A 13491-nucleotide genomic window follows, 5' to 3' on the forward strand; every position below is an offset into this window, starting at 1 on the left:
CATTCAAAACTCAATAAAAATATAACCCGAACCTTTTATCCCTTCGTATACCATAACCACAAACTTGGTCCACGCACCAATAAATCAACAAAATCAAAGTCTATTGCATAGATCTTGCTTATAGTTTATTTTACTTATCCTCGCTTCCTCTCGAAGTGCTTAATAAGCGAAGAATAATAAAAAAGGAGCACAACGAAACGATGAGCTTATTCTGGATAACCGCAATCTTATTGATTGGTGTTTTAGTGCCAGTAGTAACCGAAAGGTTTGGGCGCACAATAAATACGATTTGCACCATGGTGGCTCCCGCAATCGCGTTAGCCTACATTATTAGCTTAATTCCTGCCGTGTTTGGCGGTGAGGTAGTCGTTGAATATTTAGAGTGGATACCGGCAGCCGGACTCACTTTATCACTGCACCTTGACGGACTAGCGCTCATGTTCGCCTTACTGATTTTGGGTATAGGCCTGCTGATTATCGTATACGCCCGTTACTATTTGTCTAAAAAAGAAGCAGTTGGGCGGTTCTTTGCTTATTTAATTTTATTTATGACAGCAATGCTGTCTATCGTGCTGTCAAACAACGTGCTGCAAATGTGGATGGCGTGGGAAGTTACCAGCATAAGCTCGTTCCTATTGATCAGCTTTTGGTCAACAAAATCTGAATCGCGTAAAGGCGCTAGAATGGCTCTTACGGTCACGGCTGCCGGGGGCTTAGCGCTGTTAGCAGGTTTGTTAATAATCGCAGACATTGTGGGCAGCTACGAGTTAAGAGTCATTTTAGCAAGCGGTGATTTAATAAGAGAAAGTGCACTGTATCCCGTCATACTTATTTTGGTCTTGGCCGGTGCCTTCACCAAATCTGCTCAATTCCCCTTTCATTTTTGGCTACCTCATGCAATGGCAGCGCCTACACCAGTCAGTGCGTACTTACATTCTGCGACAATGGTAAAAGCCGGTATTTTCTTACTTGCGCGCATGTATCCGGTGCTATCAGGCACCGAAATGTGGTTCTTGATTGTGAGTATGACAGGCTTAATAACCATGTTGTTAGGTGCTTATATAGCGCTATTTAAACATGACTTAAAGGGTTTGTTGGCCTATTCCACCATAAGTCACCTTGGCCTTATCACCTTGCTACTAGGGCTAAACACACCACTTGCCACTGTGGCCGCTTTATTTCATATAATGAACCATGCTGTATTTAAAGCCTCGTTGTTTATGATTGCAGGTATTATTGACCATGAATCGGGTACACGAGACATGCGAAAACTTGGCGGCTTATGGCGATTTATGCCCTACACTGCCACGCTCGCGATGATTGCCGCTGCTTCTATGGCCGGTGTACCGCTGCTTAACGGTTTCTTGTCTAAAGAAATGTTCCTTGCCGAAACTCTGCATTCCTCGTCCCTTGGCTTCTTGTCTTGGATGATGCCGGTGTTAGCTACGCTGGCTGCTATTTTTGCAGTGGCTTATTCGATGCGCTTTATCCACGACGTATTCTTTAACGGCGAGCCCAAAGATTTACCAAAAACACCGCATGAGCCAACGCGTTTTATGAAAGTGCCAATTGAAATATTGGTCGCCTTGTGTTTGTTAGTAGGTATTTTCCCTACCTTTATGGTGGGCGACCTACTGGCTTCTGCATCATCTAGCGTGCTCATGACCGAACTGCCTTACTATAGCTTAGCCATTTGGCATGGCTTTAACATACCGTTACTTATGAGTGCTATCGCGATTGTAGGTGGTTTGATTGTGTACGCCTATCGCAGTCATTTATACCGTTTTCAAGCACAGTTCCAAGAGTCTGACGAGAAGCTTATATTTGAAGGCGTGATACAGACACTTGTGGGTTATGCCGTTAAAGCACACAACGGCTTAAGCAACGGTTCATTGCAGCGTTACATTGCCGCGCTGCTGTTGTTTACCATTGCGATAACGGCTGTTCCGCTAATACACCTAAATAGTGTGGCAACGCGTGTTCCTGACCAGCCGGTCAGTGGCGTTGAAATTACCGCCGCTATTATTTTATGCTTAAGCGCTATTGCTACCGTGATTTATCATCGTAAGCGCATGATTGCCCTTATTACCTTGTCGGTAGTAGGGCTTATAGTGTCTATTGCGTTTGCTCGTTTCTCGGCGCCCGATCTAGCTCTTACGCAGCTGTCAGTAGAGGTGGTAACGGTAATATTGTTGATGCTTGCGCTGTTTTTCTTGCCGCAAAAAACGGCCTCTGAGTCGTCTCCTTCACGTGTGGTAAGAGACCTAGGTATTGCAGCAGCAATAGGCGGCTTAGTGGCGACTATTAACTACGCCTTCATTACCCAGCCAATTGACACCATATCTGAATTTTTCTTAGCGAACAGTAAGACAGGCGGGGGTGGCACTAACGCGGTTAACGTTATATTAGTCGATTTCAGGGGCCTTGACACCTTAGGCGAGATTTTAGTCTTGGGTGTTGCTGCGTTGGGTATATTTAACTTGCTCGCGCGCGTGCGTCTGGCTATGCCATCGTCTAATGAAAACGGCATTCCTTGGTCGCAAGACCGTCATCCGCCTATCCTAGCCATGATATCGCAGGCCTTATTGCCGCTAGCGCTATTAGTCTCGTTTTATATATTCCTGCGCGGACACAATATGCCTGGTGGCGGCTTTATTGCCGGTCTTATAACGGCAGTTGCCTTAATTCAGCAGTACATCGCGCATGGTGTGGATTGGGTTAAACCACGTATAAAAGTTGAATATCAAACGCTTATTTCCTTGGGTGTGTTAATTGCGACTTTCACCGGGATTGCCAGTTGGTTCTTTGGCCGTCCATTTATGACCACATGGTTTGATTACTTTGATATCCCATTGATTGGCGAAATAGAGCTGGCAAGTGCCCTTGTATTTGATTTGGGTGTGTACTTAACGGTAGTGGGTGCAACCTTATTTATATTGGCGAGTCTGGGTAAGTTGACCTCTTCTCATCGCCCAACTCCGGAGGAATAATGGAAACTGTATACGTAATTTGTGTTGGTATATTAACGTTTTGCGGGGTGTTTTTGTGTTTGCGAGGACGCACTTTTTCGGTCGTTGTGGGCTTAACTATGCTCTCTTATGCGGTTAACTTGTTTTTGTTTTCAAGCGGTCGTTTGAGTTTAGACGGTGCGGCAATTTTAGGCATGGCAGACAAATATGCCGACCCGCTGCCACAAGCGCTTACCCTAACCGCCATTGTTATTGGCTTTGCCATGATCGCCTTTGTGGTTATTTTAGCTTTACGCGCTCGCGCAGATCTTGGCAACGACTTTGTAGATGGCTCGGAGCCTCTGGACTCCGACAAACTAGTTAAACCAAACAGGGGCAAAGCATGACCTTACATTTGGCCATTTTGCCGATTTTAATCCCCATGATTGGCGGCTTGCTCATGCTACTGCCGCCGTTTGCGGGTCCTTTGAGGTATCAGTACAGGCGTGCAGGTGCGCTGTTTTTAATGCTGACACAAGTAGCCGTCTCTGTTTACCTAATGTACGTGGTGGTGCAAAACGGCGCCATTATGTATGCGGTAGGTGACTGGCGGCCGCCATTTGGTATTATTTTATATGTAGATCAGCTTTCTGCCATGCTAGTGGCCTTAACCGGTTTTTTGGGCTTAGCCATTACCTTGTATTCGTTTGCAGGAGATGATCGCGAAGGCAAGTATTTCCATCCTATGGTTCAGTTTTTATTGGTGGGAATATGTGGTGCGTTTTTAACTAACGACTTATTTAACCTGTTTGTATTTTTCGAAGTGCTACTAATCGCCTCATACACTTTGCTTATACACGGCGGCGGTAAGCAAAAAACCGCGGCTAATCTGCACTATGTAATTTTGAATCTTGTCGGGTCTAGCCTGTTTTTGTTTGCACTAGGCACGCTTTATGGCATAACCGGCACGCTTAACATTGCCGATATGGCCATGCGGGTTACGCAACTATCTGACGGCAACCAGCTTATTGCACAGGCTGGTGGTTCGTTAATGCTAATTGTGTTTGGCTTGAAGGCCGCCATGCTGCCGCTGCATTTTTGGCTACCGCAAACCTACGCGGTTGCTAGTGCGCCAGTGGCGGCGATGTTCGCCATTATGACCAAAGTAGGGGTTTACTGTATATTTCGCGTGTACACCGTTATATTTGGTGAGCAAGCGGGTGAATTAGCCGACATGATCCAGCCGTGGATTTGGCCCTTGGCCATACTCAGCATAGTGGCCGGCACCATAGGTGCACTTGCGAGCCCTAATTTGCGCACTTTAGCGGGGAACTTGGTGGTGGTGTCGGTGGGCACATTGTTAATTGCTTTTGCTCTAAGAACGCCAGAGGCGACGGCCGCAGGCCTGCTGTATCTTATTCACAGCACCATAATTACAGGTGCACTGTTTTTAATCGCCGACATGCTGGGCCAGCAGCGCGGTAAAGCGCTTGATTACTTTGTAATTGCCCGCAAAATGAAGCAGCAAGCCTTGTTAGGTGTTATGTTCGTGGTGGCCGCTATGGCGGTGGCAGGCTTACCGCCGTTTGCAGGATTTTTAGGCAAGCTTGTTGTTTTGCAATCAGCAACAAACACCGATTATACAGCCTGGGTGTGGTCTATCATTTTGATCTCTAGCTTGGCCACTATAGTGGCATTGTCTAGAGCCGGCACCACCTTGTTTTGGCGCAATACGCCTAGCCATGATGCAGCAGAATCGCCCGGTATTTCAAAGTGGCAGCTTGGCGGCACCGGTTTGCTGTTAATCGCTTCACCCATGCTGGCGCTTTTTGGTGCCAGCGTGATTGAATACACCAATAATGCGGCCGAGCAACTGCACGATATTCCGTATTTACTGGAGGTGATGAACTTACAAGGGGATACACAATGATACTGCTTGAGGGCTTTCGCTCACGTTTTTTACCCATGCCTTTTCACACTATATTGTTGTTAGTGGTGTGGTTAATGCTAAACAGTACTCTTAGCTTAGGTCACATTTTACTTGGCACTGTACTTGGCATTGTCATCCCGCTGTTGTGTGCACCCTTAAGAGTCCCTCAGCCTAAAATGAAGCGGCCGCTAAAGGCACTCAGCTACATATTTGTGGTGTTTAAAGATATAGTGGTCGCCAATGTTGAGGTAGCGATTTTAGTGGTAGGACCGCTGCGCAATATTAAGCCCGGTTTTGTTGCCGTGCCGCTAGATTTAGATGAGTACCTGCCCATTTCTGTGCTTGCCAGTACGGTTACCATGACACCCGGTACGGTAAGCGCGGATGTGTCAAAAGACAAAAAGTGGTTGTATGTGCATGTACTCGACATGCCTGAAGATGAACAAGAGATTATTGATTTGATTAAAAATCGCTACGAGTCGCGTGTTAAGGAGATTTTCGGATGCTAGATATAACCGTAGTAGTGGTGGCTGCCATGTTGTGTATTGCGCTAGTGCTAAACCTGTGGCGACTTATAATAGGTCCGCATGTGGTAGATCGTGTGTTAGCGCTCGACACTATGTACATTAACAGTATTGCCCTAATCCTAATTTACGGCATTTACAACAAAACTCCGCTGTATTTTGAAGCGGCTTTGCTAATCGCAATGCTCGGTTTTGTTAGCAGCGTTGCGTTTGGTAAGTATTTACTGCGCGGCGACATAATCGAATAGGAGACACTATGAGTTTTACGGCTGAACTAATTATATCTGCGCTACTTCTTTTAGGGGGTACATTTGTGCTAGTGGGCTCTATAGGACTAATTCGTCTGCAAGACCTTTATGTGCGCTTACACGCGCCAACTAAAGCCACCACGCTTGGCCTTGGCGGCATTCTAATAGGCTCAATGTTGTATATGTACTTCTCGCAGGGAAACTTTGGCATTAATGAGCTACTCATCTCGCTATTCTTAGTGCTAACGGCGCCCGTCACTGCACATATTTTGGCAAAAGCAGCGATGCATAATCGGGTTGCTGCTATCGAGCGAACACGCAATCTGCATCTGCTTGAAAATGCGCGTATGCAAGAGCCTCCTCAGCCTAGTGGAGAAAAGCAAGAGCAAGACAAATAAGCGCTAGGTGTCACTACAAGAACGATCACCGCGGCGCTTGGCTGTTTTGCTCGCGCAGTAAACTGGTTAAGAGTGCAGGTAAGAAAGTAAGGCTTAGCAAAGTCGACACGAATATCCCACACAGTACAATTATGCCAACGCCTCTATACAGTTCTGTGCCTTCTCCGGGCAGCAGCACCAAGGGCGCAAGACCAAAAATAGTGGTGGCGGTAGACATTAAGATGGGTTTTAAGCGTTTTTCAACGGCTCCTCGTACTGCCTTGTGAACGCTTTCACCTTGATCTAAAAAGCGCCTTGTTTGGTCTACAATTAAAATTGGATTATTCACCACGGTGCCAAGCAGTATCAAAAAGCCTAGCATGGTGATCATGTCAAAAGGTTGATGTGCCCCACCAAGGCCAATGGTGTTTAACCCAGCATTTACCGCATTGATTAAAATTAGCCCCAGTAAACCGCCCGCCATGCCCAAAGGCACTGTAGCAAGAATAAATAGCGGGTAGCGCCAGTGGGTAAAAATAGCCACCAATAGTAAAAAACAAAGCACTATTGCGATCAGAAAATTACTCGACAGCGACGCTTGAGTGGCTTCTAGCTGATCTGCTGCGCCGCTTATACTCACATTAATCCCCTGTGCAATGCTGCCTTGCTGCCACAGCACCGGCAGTAATTCATTGCGCACTACTGCTTGCGCTGTTTCTAAAGCGACGTCTCTAGGGGGAATAATATACACGCTAACGGTGCGCTTACCGTCTACTCTACGCACTGAATTACTGTTTTTACTTTCAAGCAGATCAGCAATGGCATTTAATGGGATTATGTTGCCATCGGGCGTTACCATAGGAGATGACGCTAAGGCTTCAATGGTTTGTTTGTTGCCCGCGTTGCTAAACATAAAAATGTCTATTTTGTCGTCGTTAAGAATAAATTCGTCAACGTAGGCACCGTCGCTCATACTTGCCACAGAGTAGCCAAAATCTCTATTACTGATACCTAATTCAGCTAAGCGCTGCCAGCGCGGGCGAATTTCTATCAGCGGCTGCTCTAGGGTTAGCGAGCTGGGGTCGGAGTTCAACTGCGGGTTATCAAATACAATTTCAGCCTGTGAGTATACCGCTTGCGCTGCCCTGTATAAATCGCTTAGGTTATTGCCAGCTAAGTCTACGGCAACGGCTCGCGTGCCGCCGTCGTTGCTTGAAATAATAGAGCCTCTGGAAGAAAATGCGCGCATATTTTCGAAGCTTCGAAACTTTTCAGTGATGGCGTCCATCATTTCGCCAATGTATTGAGGGTTGGTGGGGGCGCTCAAAAACCAAATGCGGCCTATAGACACCGACATATTGTAATAGGCCAGCGGCGGCATGTTGGTCTCACCATTTTCAAAAGCGTCGGGGGAGGCGTTAAGGTAGTCTTTGAAATACGCCCTTAACTCATCACCAATTTTTTCCATTTCCGATAGGTTATAGTCGGGCGGCGCGAACATGAGTGAAAAGGCCTTTGGTTCCTCCCCTTCTGGTAAATACTCCGCCGCAGGCATAAGTATGTAAGCGCTGCCTAAGATAATCACGATAAACCCGGTTGATAAAATGCGTGCCCGCTTTTTGGTCTTACAAAAGACATCGACCAAGCGCATCCATTTATGGCTTAGCACCAGCGTTTTGCTGCTAGTATTGCTTTGTTTACCAATGTTAGCCATTGCCGCAGGCACCACAAAAATAGCCACTAACATAGAGGCAATAATGGCGCCTGAAATAGCAATCGCGATATCTGAATACAACTGACCAGCTTCTTGGGCGATAAACAATATAGGCGCAAACACCAGCACCGTGGTGGCGGTAGAGGCAAGAACAGCTGGCCATACTTCGCGCACACCATCAACTGCCGCTTGATAGCGGCTGAGTCCTTTTTTTCTAAATTGCAAAATAGATTCAAGCACCACGATGGTGTTGTCAACGGTCATGCCAATGGCAAAGGCTACGCCCGCTAGGGAAATAACGTTAATAGTGCGGCCAAAGGCCAATAACGCTAAAAAGGCGGCAATGGTGCAGATAGGAATACCAATAACCGCTATTAAGGTAGAGCGCCCTGAGCGTAAAAAGTAAAACATGACTAGTGTGGCCAGCACTGCGCCTAAGCCTAGGTTTACCCACACGTTTTTAAGCGAGCTAGACACGTACTGCACGTCATCACTGAATAGTCTTAATGTAAGGCCATTTTGCACCAATAAAGTTTGATTGATCTCTTCCACAAGAGGCAACAGCGCGGCTTTAATGTCAATCACGTTAGAGCCACTTTCGCGGCGCACCGACATAGTTAAATTTCGCTCGCCGTTTGAATATGACAAGCCGCGGCTTTCAAAATGATCAAGCGTAACTTGCGCAATGTCCTTTAAATATAAGTTGGCGTTGTTGCTACGATCGACAATCAAATTCTCAAGTTGGGATAGGTCTTCAAAACGGCCCACTACACGCAGTAAATAGCGACTGGACCCACTTTCTAAATCGCCAGCCGATGAGTCTGCATTACGCATTCGTATTGCGTCACGCACTTTGCTTAGGCTAATACCTCTTTGCGCTAAGCGTGTGGTGTCTACCTTTATTTGAATTTGCCGCGCCGAACCCCCGCGCACATCCACTTGAGATATACCCGGCACACTTTCCATGCGGGGGCGAATAAAATCGTCGGCGAAATCGCGCAGCATATCAACGTCTAGCTGCATAGGATTGCCTTCAAGGGGAGATAAGCCAAAGAACATAAAAGCGTTGCTTGAAAATGAGCTTGAAAACAGACGCGGCTGGTCAACGTTTTCTGGGTAGCTAGGCACTTGGCTTAATGCGTTGCTAACGCGAATAAGAGCTTCGTTAGCGTCTACCCCAAATGGAAACTCTAGAGCTATGCTGGCCGAGCCCATCTCGCTAGATGAAATCATGCGTTTTAAATTGGGTAAGCTGCGCAAGTAGCGTTCTTGCTCAATCAAAATTTCTTTTTCTACATCTTGGGGCGTGGCACCAGGCCAGCCTGTTTGAACGGTAATGGTACGAACTTCTAAGTCGGGTATCATTTGCACGGGTATATTGACCGATGCCACAAGACCCAATATACAGGCTATAAGCACAATAACGCTGACTAAAATACCGCGCTTTACCGCTGCCTCAATCATTAGCGAGCAACGCTTTCAAGCTTAGAAACAGTATTTGACAGTACTGTGGGTACAATAGCGGTGCCGTCTTGCAGTGAGGCTACGCCTGAAATGATAAACGCAGCGTCTGTGTTTTGATTATTAATAGTCACTTGGTTATTCGGCAATGAAGTGAAAGCAGTGACGATGCGTTTTGCCACACCATTTTGCACAATGAAAACACTGCTGCCACCATCAGGGTGTTGCTTAATGGCAGAGCGAGGCAGCGTAATAGATGACTGCTCACTATTGGGAATTGAAATGCGCGCTACCGCTGACATGCCTGACACTAAGGCAGTATTATTGGGCAGATCTATTTGCGCCATAAAGGTGCGAGTTTGCATGTCAGACACCGGCACTAAACGGCTTAATGTTGCTCTAAAAGCCTTAGCATCGCTTGAATCGGGCTTTATTTCAATCGCCACATCTGTTTGTTTACTTAAGCTGCTGAAGTATTGCTGGGGGATGGCCACTGTAAGACGCAAGTCATCTTGCGCCACTAAGGTAATGACACCGGTTTGCTGGCTTACCCATTCGCCAATGTCAACGTTTCTTTGGGCAATAACGCCGTTGAAAGGGGCCTTTAAAGTGTGCCGGTTTAATCGTTCTTGCACAAAACTAAAGCTTGCCTCTACGCTTGCTAGTTGAGCTTGCGTACTGGCTAAAAAAGCAGCGCGCTCTGCAATAAGGGTTTGTGCGACCACCTGCTGTTCAGACAGCTTTTGTACTTCTTGATATAAGCGCATTGCTTCATCGGCATTGACTTTGGCTGCTTTTACATTCGCCTGCGCGGCATTTACCTCAAGTTCAGCAAGCTTGTTGTCTAAGCTTAATAAGGTTTGGCCTAGCGTAACAATGTCACCAATTTCAACATTAATAGCGGCTACGCGCCCAGCTTCTGGAGGCGCTAAGTGTGCGTGCTGTTTGGCCTCAACGGTGCCAGTTAGCACTAAGGTTTGCATGTTTTGCACCCCTTGAGGGTAAATAACATCAACCTGTATGGGATTAGTCGTGTTTTGTGCTACAACAGCAAAGCTAGCTATCGCTAAGACCGTTAATGTCGGCTTTATTAGCTTAAGTATAATCTGTCTACAAGTGTAAACATTGGCTTTGTTGCGGTTTGTCATATCTCTCTCAATTATAAAAAAGCGAAGCATTGTAAAGCGGGTTTGTGCATGTCAATGCTAAGCGTAATCATAGTCGTATATGCTATAAAACTGCAATAAATTGCTTGATTTATTGCTAATTATTTAAGTGGTAAAACTGAGAAAGTAATAAAAAACATATTTGTATTAACTGAGTTGCTCTGTACATCTACTGATAAATATTACGACAAGCTCACGACAGTTAGTAGCTTACACAAACTTAGGGGGCATAGGGATGTTGTGCCGCCTTGTCACATACACTATGGCGTTATCACTGGCTGAGTTTTCGAAACTTCTTATTGCCGCCGTTGAAAAGGTGGTCTCGTCCGTTAACGCGCTTAGCCACAAATTTGAAGAAGCCAAAGCGCAGTTAGCCTAAGCTATACTTTTAAACTTTCGAGCTTGGGTTACTAATCTCAGCGCTTCGCTTAATAATATCTAAGCCCTGCTGCATTAACCAGTAGGGTATATCGATTATTACCCAGTTCTCAGCTAGTTTATCACCTTGTCTCCTGTACACATCGACCACCTGCATATTGGCTTTCACTTGCCCACCGGGTAAGCCTAAAAAACCGCCAGTGGGTGTATTTGACAAATTAGGCCAGCCAAAGAAACACGCGAAATTGCCTTCTGCAAAACGACTCACATGGCCATTAAACACCTTATCTTTTAGTCCTTTTCTAAACGGAAACTGATGGTGCTGCTGATAACGTTCAATAGTATGCACACTGCCAATACCTGCGGGGCCGTACCAAGCCATATCGCTGTGCCATGTTTTAGCTAAAGTTTCGGGTGGGCAATTATCGTTGCCTGATTTATTTAAGGCCGTTAAATCGTCCACCATGCGATTAACCAGGTCTAAAGTGGCAAGTGCTTCGCTTTGTGCATGCTCGTCAAAGTGCAGGCCGTCATGGGTTTGCGGGCCCGGTACTAAAAAAGAAGCGCCTGGTTGTAAGGGTAGCGGCTGCAAGCCTATTTGCTGCATAAAACCAATAATATCGAAAAACAGGCTGCTCTTTATAATTTTACCATTTTCAACGCAGTGAAACTCTGCATAGCGCAGCATAGTGGTTTGCGCGGTGGCCTTTAGGCCTAACCAGTCAGCGTCAAAAAGTCCCATCCAGTGGCCCATACTCATTACCCATACGTGATCGTCGTGGGCATTTTTACCTGCAATAAATATGTCTTGTCTGCGTTGCATATTGTTAAATGATGTAAACAACGGTGTCCACACGCTGCTGCACACTTCATCTAGTGTGTGCATTTCACCAAAAGGATGGCAACCATAAAACTGGTACTGCTCGCTAATGTACGGGTGTAAGGCAGTGGTAAACGCGGGCGTTTCGACCGTGTTCACCATGCCCTCTATAGCAGTGAACATGTCCAGTACTAGTTGTTTTTCTAACTGATAATTAGGCATTGGAATTATGTCCTTTTAAAGGCGGATAAATGAATGAACAAAAAGACTATTGAATAATGACTTCGAAGTCAACTTATAATATCGTCACTAGAAATATTTAACAAGTTACTAAACCTATGTTGGCAGTTAATTGCTTCAGCATATTGTTTTATAGCATTTTTTATTACCGCAACGGGTGGATAAAGTATGGATGATTTGGGTTCGCTTAACTGAAGTATTTTGGTGGTTTATATTCCTGCTAATTTAGCGCTTGGCGTGATTATTGGCAATGTTAAGTGGCGAGAAGAAAGAGACACCGGTAGCGGCCGTATGTGTAAACACAAAATGAGTCTACACATAAGACCAAGAAAATCAGAACTACTTAAGCTCTAGCACGCCATACTCCCAAATCGATACCTTTCAGACTAGTAAACGAGGCATTTAAGCTAAGTTTGCGCATTTTTAAAGGTTGTATGAGCACCTTTAACCATTTACCTCTTAAAACCGAGAATATACTGTCAATCCAAGCAATATTGCCTATTTTGACATATCAACATCCACCCATACTAATTTATGATCAGAAGAGCTTTGCCTGTCTTTAATTAGGTGGTGTAGGGGATCATCTTGTGTAGGCCAAAAAACACCGCTGTTCGCCACCTTCAAGCTGCTAGAGGGCAGCACATAGTCGACTCGCATTCTCCACCCTGCGGTATGTTCTGCGCCATTGATGTTGTCGGGTGAATGAGCCCGGCCTCCTTCACTCTTGGGTGACATTGTGTCGTTAATGCGAGGGTGATTAATTAAACCTGAAATCCCACTGGGCATTGCGCTACCTTCAACGGGTGAAGCATTTAGATCCCCTGCAACAATAAAGTGTTCACCTAACAATCCGCCTCGCTGACCCTTGTCATCATAAATATATGCAGAAGATTCACTGCCTGAAATATAGTCAGTCCAAAAACGTATTTCATCGTGATTACGTTTACCATTTCGATCCTCATAGCCATCAAAAACCGGTGGGGTAGGGTGGCTGCTAAGAATATGCAGGCTTTGGTTACCTACCTTAATAGGCACATCCCAATGAGACTTAGACGATAAACGCAGGATCTGCTGTGCTTGTTCACTGTAATAATCGCTGCCGTCTTCGTTTTTCACCGTTTCTAATAAATTGTTTGGCATGTCTTTCCATAAAAAATATTGGAAAGTCCGAATTTGTTGTGTTTGAATAGGGAACTTACTGAGCACTGCCATGCCATAGTGACCCGGATACAAGCCAAAACCAAAAGCGTCGCCCCTGATACCAGACGCATTGCCATCGCCGTCTAAATCTAGACCCGAATCGACACCTGTATTAACGGGGCCAGCGAAAAAATACGGGAAATCAATAATGGGGTTTTCGCTTTGTGATACTTGCAGGTAGTTTTTAATAAAATGCTGGATGTCTAGTGATGATTGCGGTGAGTAATCAAACTCGTTTAACAGAATAACGTCTGGATGGATCCGTTGAATAATTTCGGCAATGTTTTTAATCTGCGGATGGTTTCTAGCTTGTAAGTGTTGTGAAAGTTCATTCCCCTTAACAGCTTGCTCTAGCACGACGTAATTAGTCCCCTCCATGCTTACATTGAAAATGGCGACTCTAATAGGCATAGTTTGCGACTTCGCAAAAGAAAAGTTGTGACATAACATTAATACCAAAGTCCAGAACACAGCATGCGTTTTCA

General features: G+C 45.6%; 11 protein-coding genes. 7 read left to right on the forward strand and 4 right to left on the reverse strand.

Annotated elements, in window-relative coordinates; all coding sequences use genetic code 11:
* Positions 1-200 precede the first annotated feature (200 nt).
* From BAE46_RS05520 to BAE46_RS05545, 6 genes are read left to right on the forward strand one after another with little or no spacing between them, the layout of a single operon-like run.
* Positions 201-2990, forward strand: a complete 2790-nt coding sequence (locus BAE46_RS05520) for a monovalent cation/H+ antiporter subunit A (RefSeq protein WP_070111926.1) — start codon at positions 201-203, stop codon at positions 2988-2990.
* Positions 2990-3355, forward strand: a complete 366-nt coding sequence (locus BAE46_RS05525) for a Na+/H+ antiporter subunit C (protein ID WP_040520480.1) — start codon at positions 2990-2992, stop codon at positions 3353-3355. Before BAE46_RS05520 ends, BAE46_RS05525 begins: the two co-directional genes overlap by 1 nt.
* Positions 3352-4878, forward strand: a complete 1527-nt coding sequence (locus BAE46_RS05530; protein ID WP_070111927.1) for a monovalent cation/H+ antiporter subunit D — start codon at positions 3352-3354, stop codon at positions 4876-4878. Before BAE46_RS05525 ends, BAE46_RS05530 begins: the two co-directional genes overlap by 4 nt.
* The gene (locus tag BAE46_RS05535; protein WP_006004553.1) at positions 4875-5387 is read left to right on the forward strand and encodes a Na+/H+ antiporter subunit E; all 513 of its coding nucleotides are present in this window, start codon (positions 4875-4877) and stop codon (positions 5385-5387) included. Before BAE46_RS05530 ends, BAE46_RS05535 begins: the two co-directional genes overlap by 4 nt.
* Positions 5381-5650, forward strand: coding sequence for a K+/H+ antiporter subunit F (locus BAE46_RS05540; protein ID WP_006004554.1), 270 nt, complete (start codon positions 5381-5383; stop codon positions 5648-5650). Before BAE46_RS05535 ends, BAE46_RS05540 begins: the two co-directional genes overlap by 7 nt.
* Positions 5651-5658: 8 nt before the next feature.
* Positions 5659-6048 carry a Na+/H+ antiporter subunit G gene (locus BAE46_RS05545; protein WP_070111928.1) on the forward strand — a complete coding sequence of 130 codons (390 nt, stop codon included), beginning with the start codon at positions 5659-5661 and terminating at the stop codon, positions 6046-6048.
* Positions 6049-6073: 25 nt separating this feature from the next.
* Here the strand turns inward: BAE46_RS05545 and BAE46_RS05550 are convergent, their stop codons facing one another.
* Positions 6074-9205: an efflux RND transporter permease subunit gene (locus BAE46_RS05550; RefSeq protein ID WP_070111929.1), complete on the reverse strand. Its 3132-nt coding sequence runs from the start codon at positions 9203-9205 to the stop codon at positions 6074-6076.
* Positions 9205-10350 carry an efflux RND transporter periplasmic adaptor subunit gene (locus BAE46_RS05555; RefSeq protein WP_070111930.1) on the reverse strand — a complete coding sequence of 382 codons (1146 nt, stop codon included), beginning with the start codon at positions 10348-10350 and terminating at the stop codon, positions 9205-9207. The genes BAE46_RS05550 and BAE46_RS05555 overlap by 1 nt, the downstream gene beginning before the upstream one ends.
* 253 nt (positions 10351-10603) lie before the next feature.
* Between BAE46_RS05555 and BAE46_RS14760 the strand changes: the two genes are divergently transcribed.
* Entirely contained in the window at positions 10604-10747 is a 144-nt protein-coding gene (locus tag BAE46_RS14760; protein WP_171901008.1) for a hypothetical protein, read from the forward strand.
* A 9-nt stretch (positions 10748-10756) separates the two neighbouring features.
* On the opposite strand, the gene BAE46_RS05560 is transcribed toward BAE46_RS14760, so the two are convergent.
* Both BAE46_RS05560 and BAE46_RS05565 read right to left on the reverse strand, forming a co-directional pair.
* Positions 10757-11788, reverse strand: a complete 1032-nt coding sequence (locus tag BAE46_RS05560) for a hypothetical protein (RefSeq protein ID WP_006004564.1) — start codon at positions 11786-11788, stop codon at positions 10757-10759.
* A 516-nt stretch (positions 11789-12304) separates the two neighbouring features.
* Entirely contained in the window at positions 12305-13417 is a 1113-nt protein-coding gene (locus BAE46_RS05565) for an endonuclease/exonuclease/phosphatase family protein (RefSeq protein ID WP_083256807.1), read from the reverse strand.
* Between the last annotated feature and the right edge of the window lie 74 nt (positions 13418-13491).

Origin of the sequence: Glaciecola punicea (assembly GCF_001756615.1) — a bacterium.
Lineage (GTDB): Bacteria > Pseudomonadota > Gammaproteobacteria > Enterobacterales > Alteromonadaceae > Glaciecola > Glaciecola punicea.

What these genes read in the sequence shown, in the direction of transcription:
- BAE46_RS05525 (WP_040520480.1), top strand. Translation starts at nt 2,990, where the DNA reads ATGGAAACTGTATACGTAATTTGTGTTGGTATATTAACGTTTTGCGGG.
- BAE46_RS14760 (WP_171901008.1), top strand. Translation starts at nt 10,604, where the DNA reads ATGTTGTGCCGCCTTGTCACATACACTATGGCGTTATCACTGGCTGAG.
- BAE46_RS05545 (WP_070111928.1), top strand. Translation starts at nt 5,659, where the DNA reads ATGAGTTTTACGGCTGAACTAATTATATCTGCGCTACTTCTTTTAGGG.
- BAE46_RS05535 (WP_006004553.1), top strand. Translation starts at nt 4,875, where the DNA reads ATGATACTGCTTGAGGGCTTTCGCTCACGTTTTTTACCCATGCCTTTT.
- BAE46_RS05540 (WP_006004554.1), top strand. Translation starts at nt 5,381, where the DNA reads ATGCTAGATATAACCGTAGTAGTGGTGGCTGCCATGTTGTGTATTGCG.
- BAE46_RS05520 (WP_070111926.1), top strand. Translation starts at nt 201, where the DNA reads ATGAGCTTATTCTGGATAACCGCAATCTTATTGATTGGTGTTTTAGTG.
- BAE46_RS05560 (WP_006004564.1), bottom strand. Translation starts at nt 11,788, where the DNA reads ATGCCTAATTATCAGTTAGAAAAACAACTAGTACTGGACATGTTCACT.
- BAE46_RS05555 (WP_070111930.1), bottom strand. Translation starts at nt 10,350, where the DNA reads ATGACAAACCGCAACAAAGCCAATGTTTACACTTGTAGACAGATTATA.
- BAE46_RS05550 (WP_070111929.1), bottom strand. Translation starts at nt 9,205, where the DNA reads ATGATTGAGGCAGCGGTAAAGCGCGGTATTTTAGTCAGCGTTATTGTG.
- BAE46_RS05530 (WP_070111927.1), top strand. Translation starts at nt 3,352, where the DNA reads ATGACCTTACATTTGGCCATTTTGCCGATTTTAATCCCCATGATTGGC.
- BAE46_RS05565 (WP_083256807.1), bottom strand. Translation starts at nt 13,417, where the DNA reads ATGCCTATTAGAGTCGCCATTTTCAATGTAAGCATGGAGGGGACTAAT.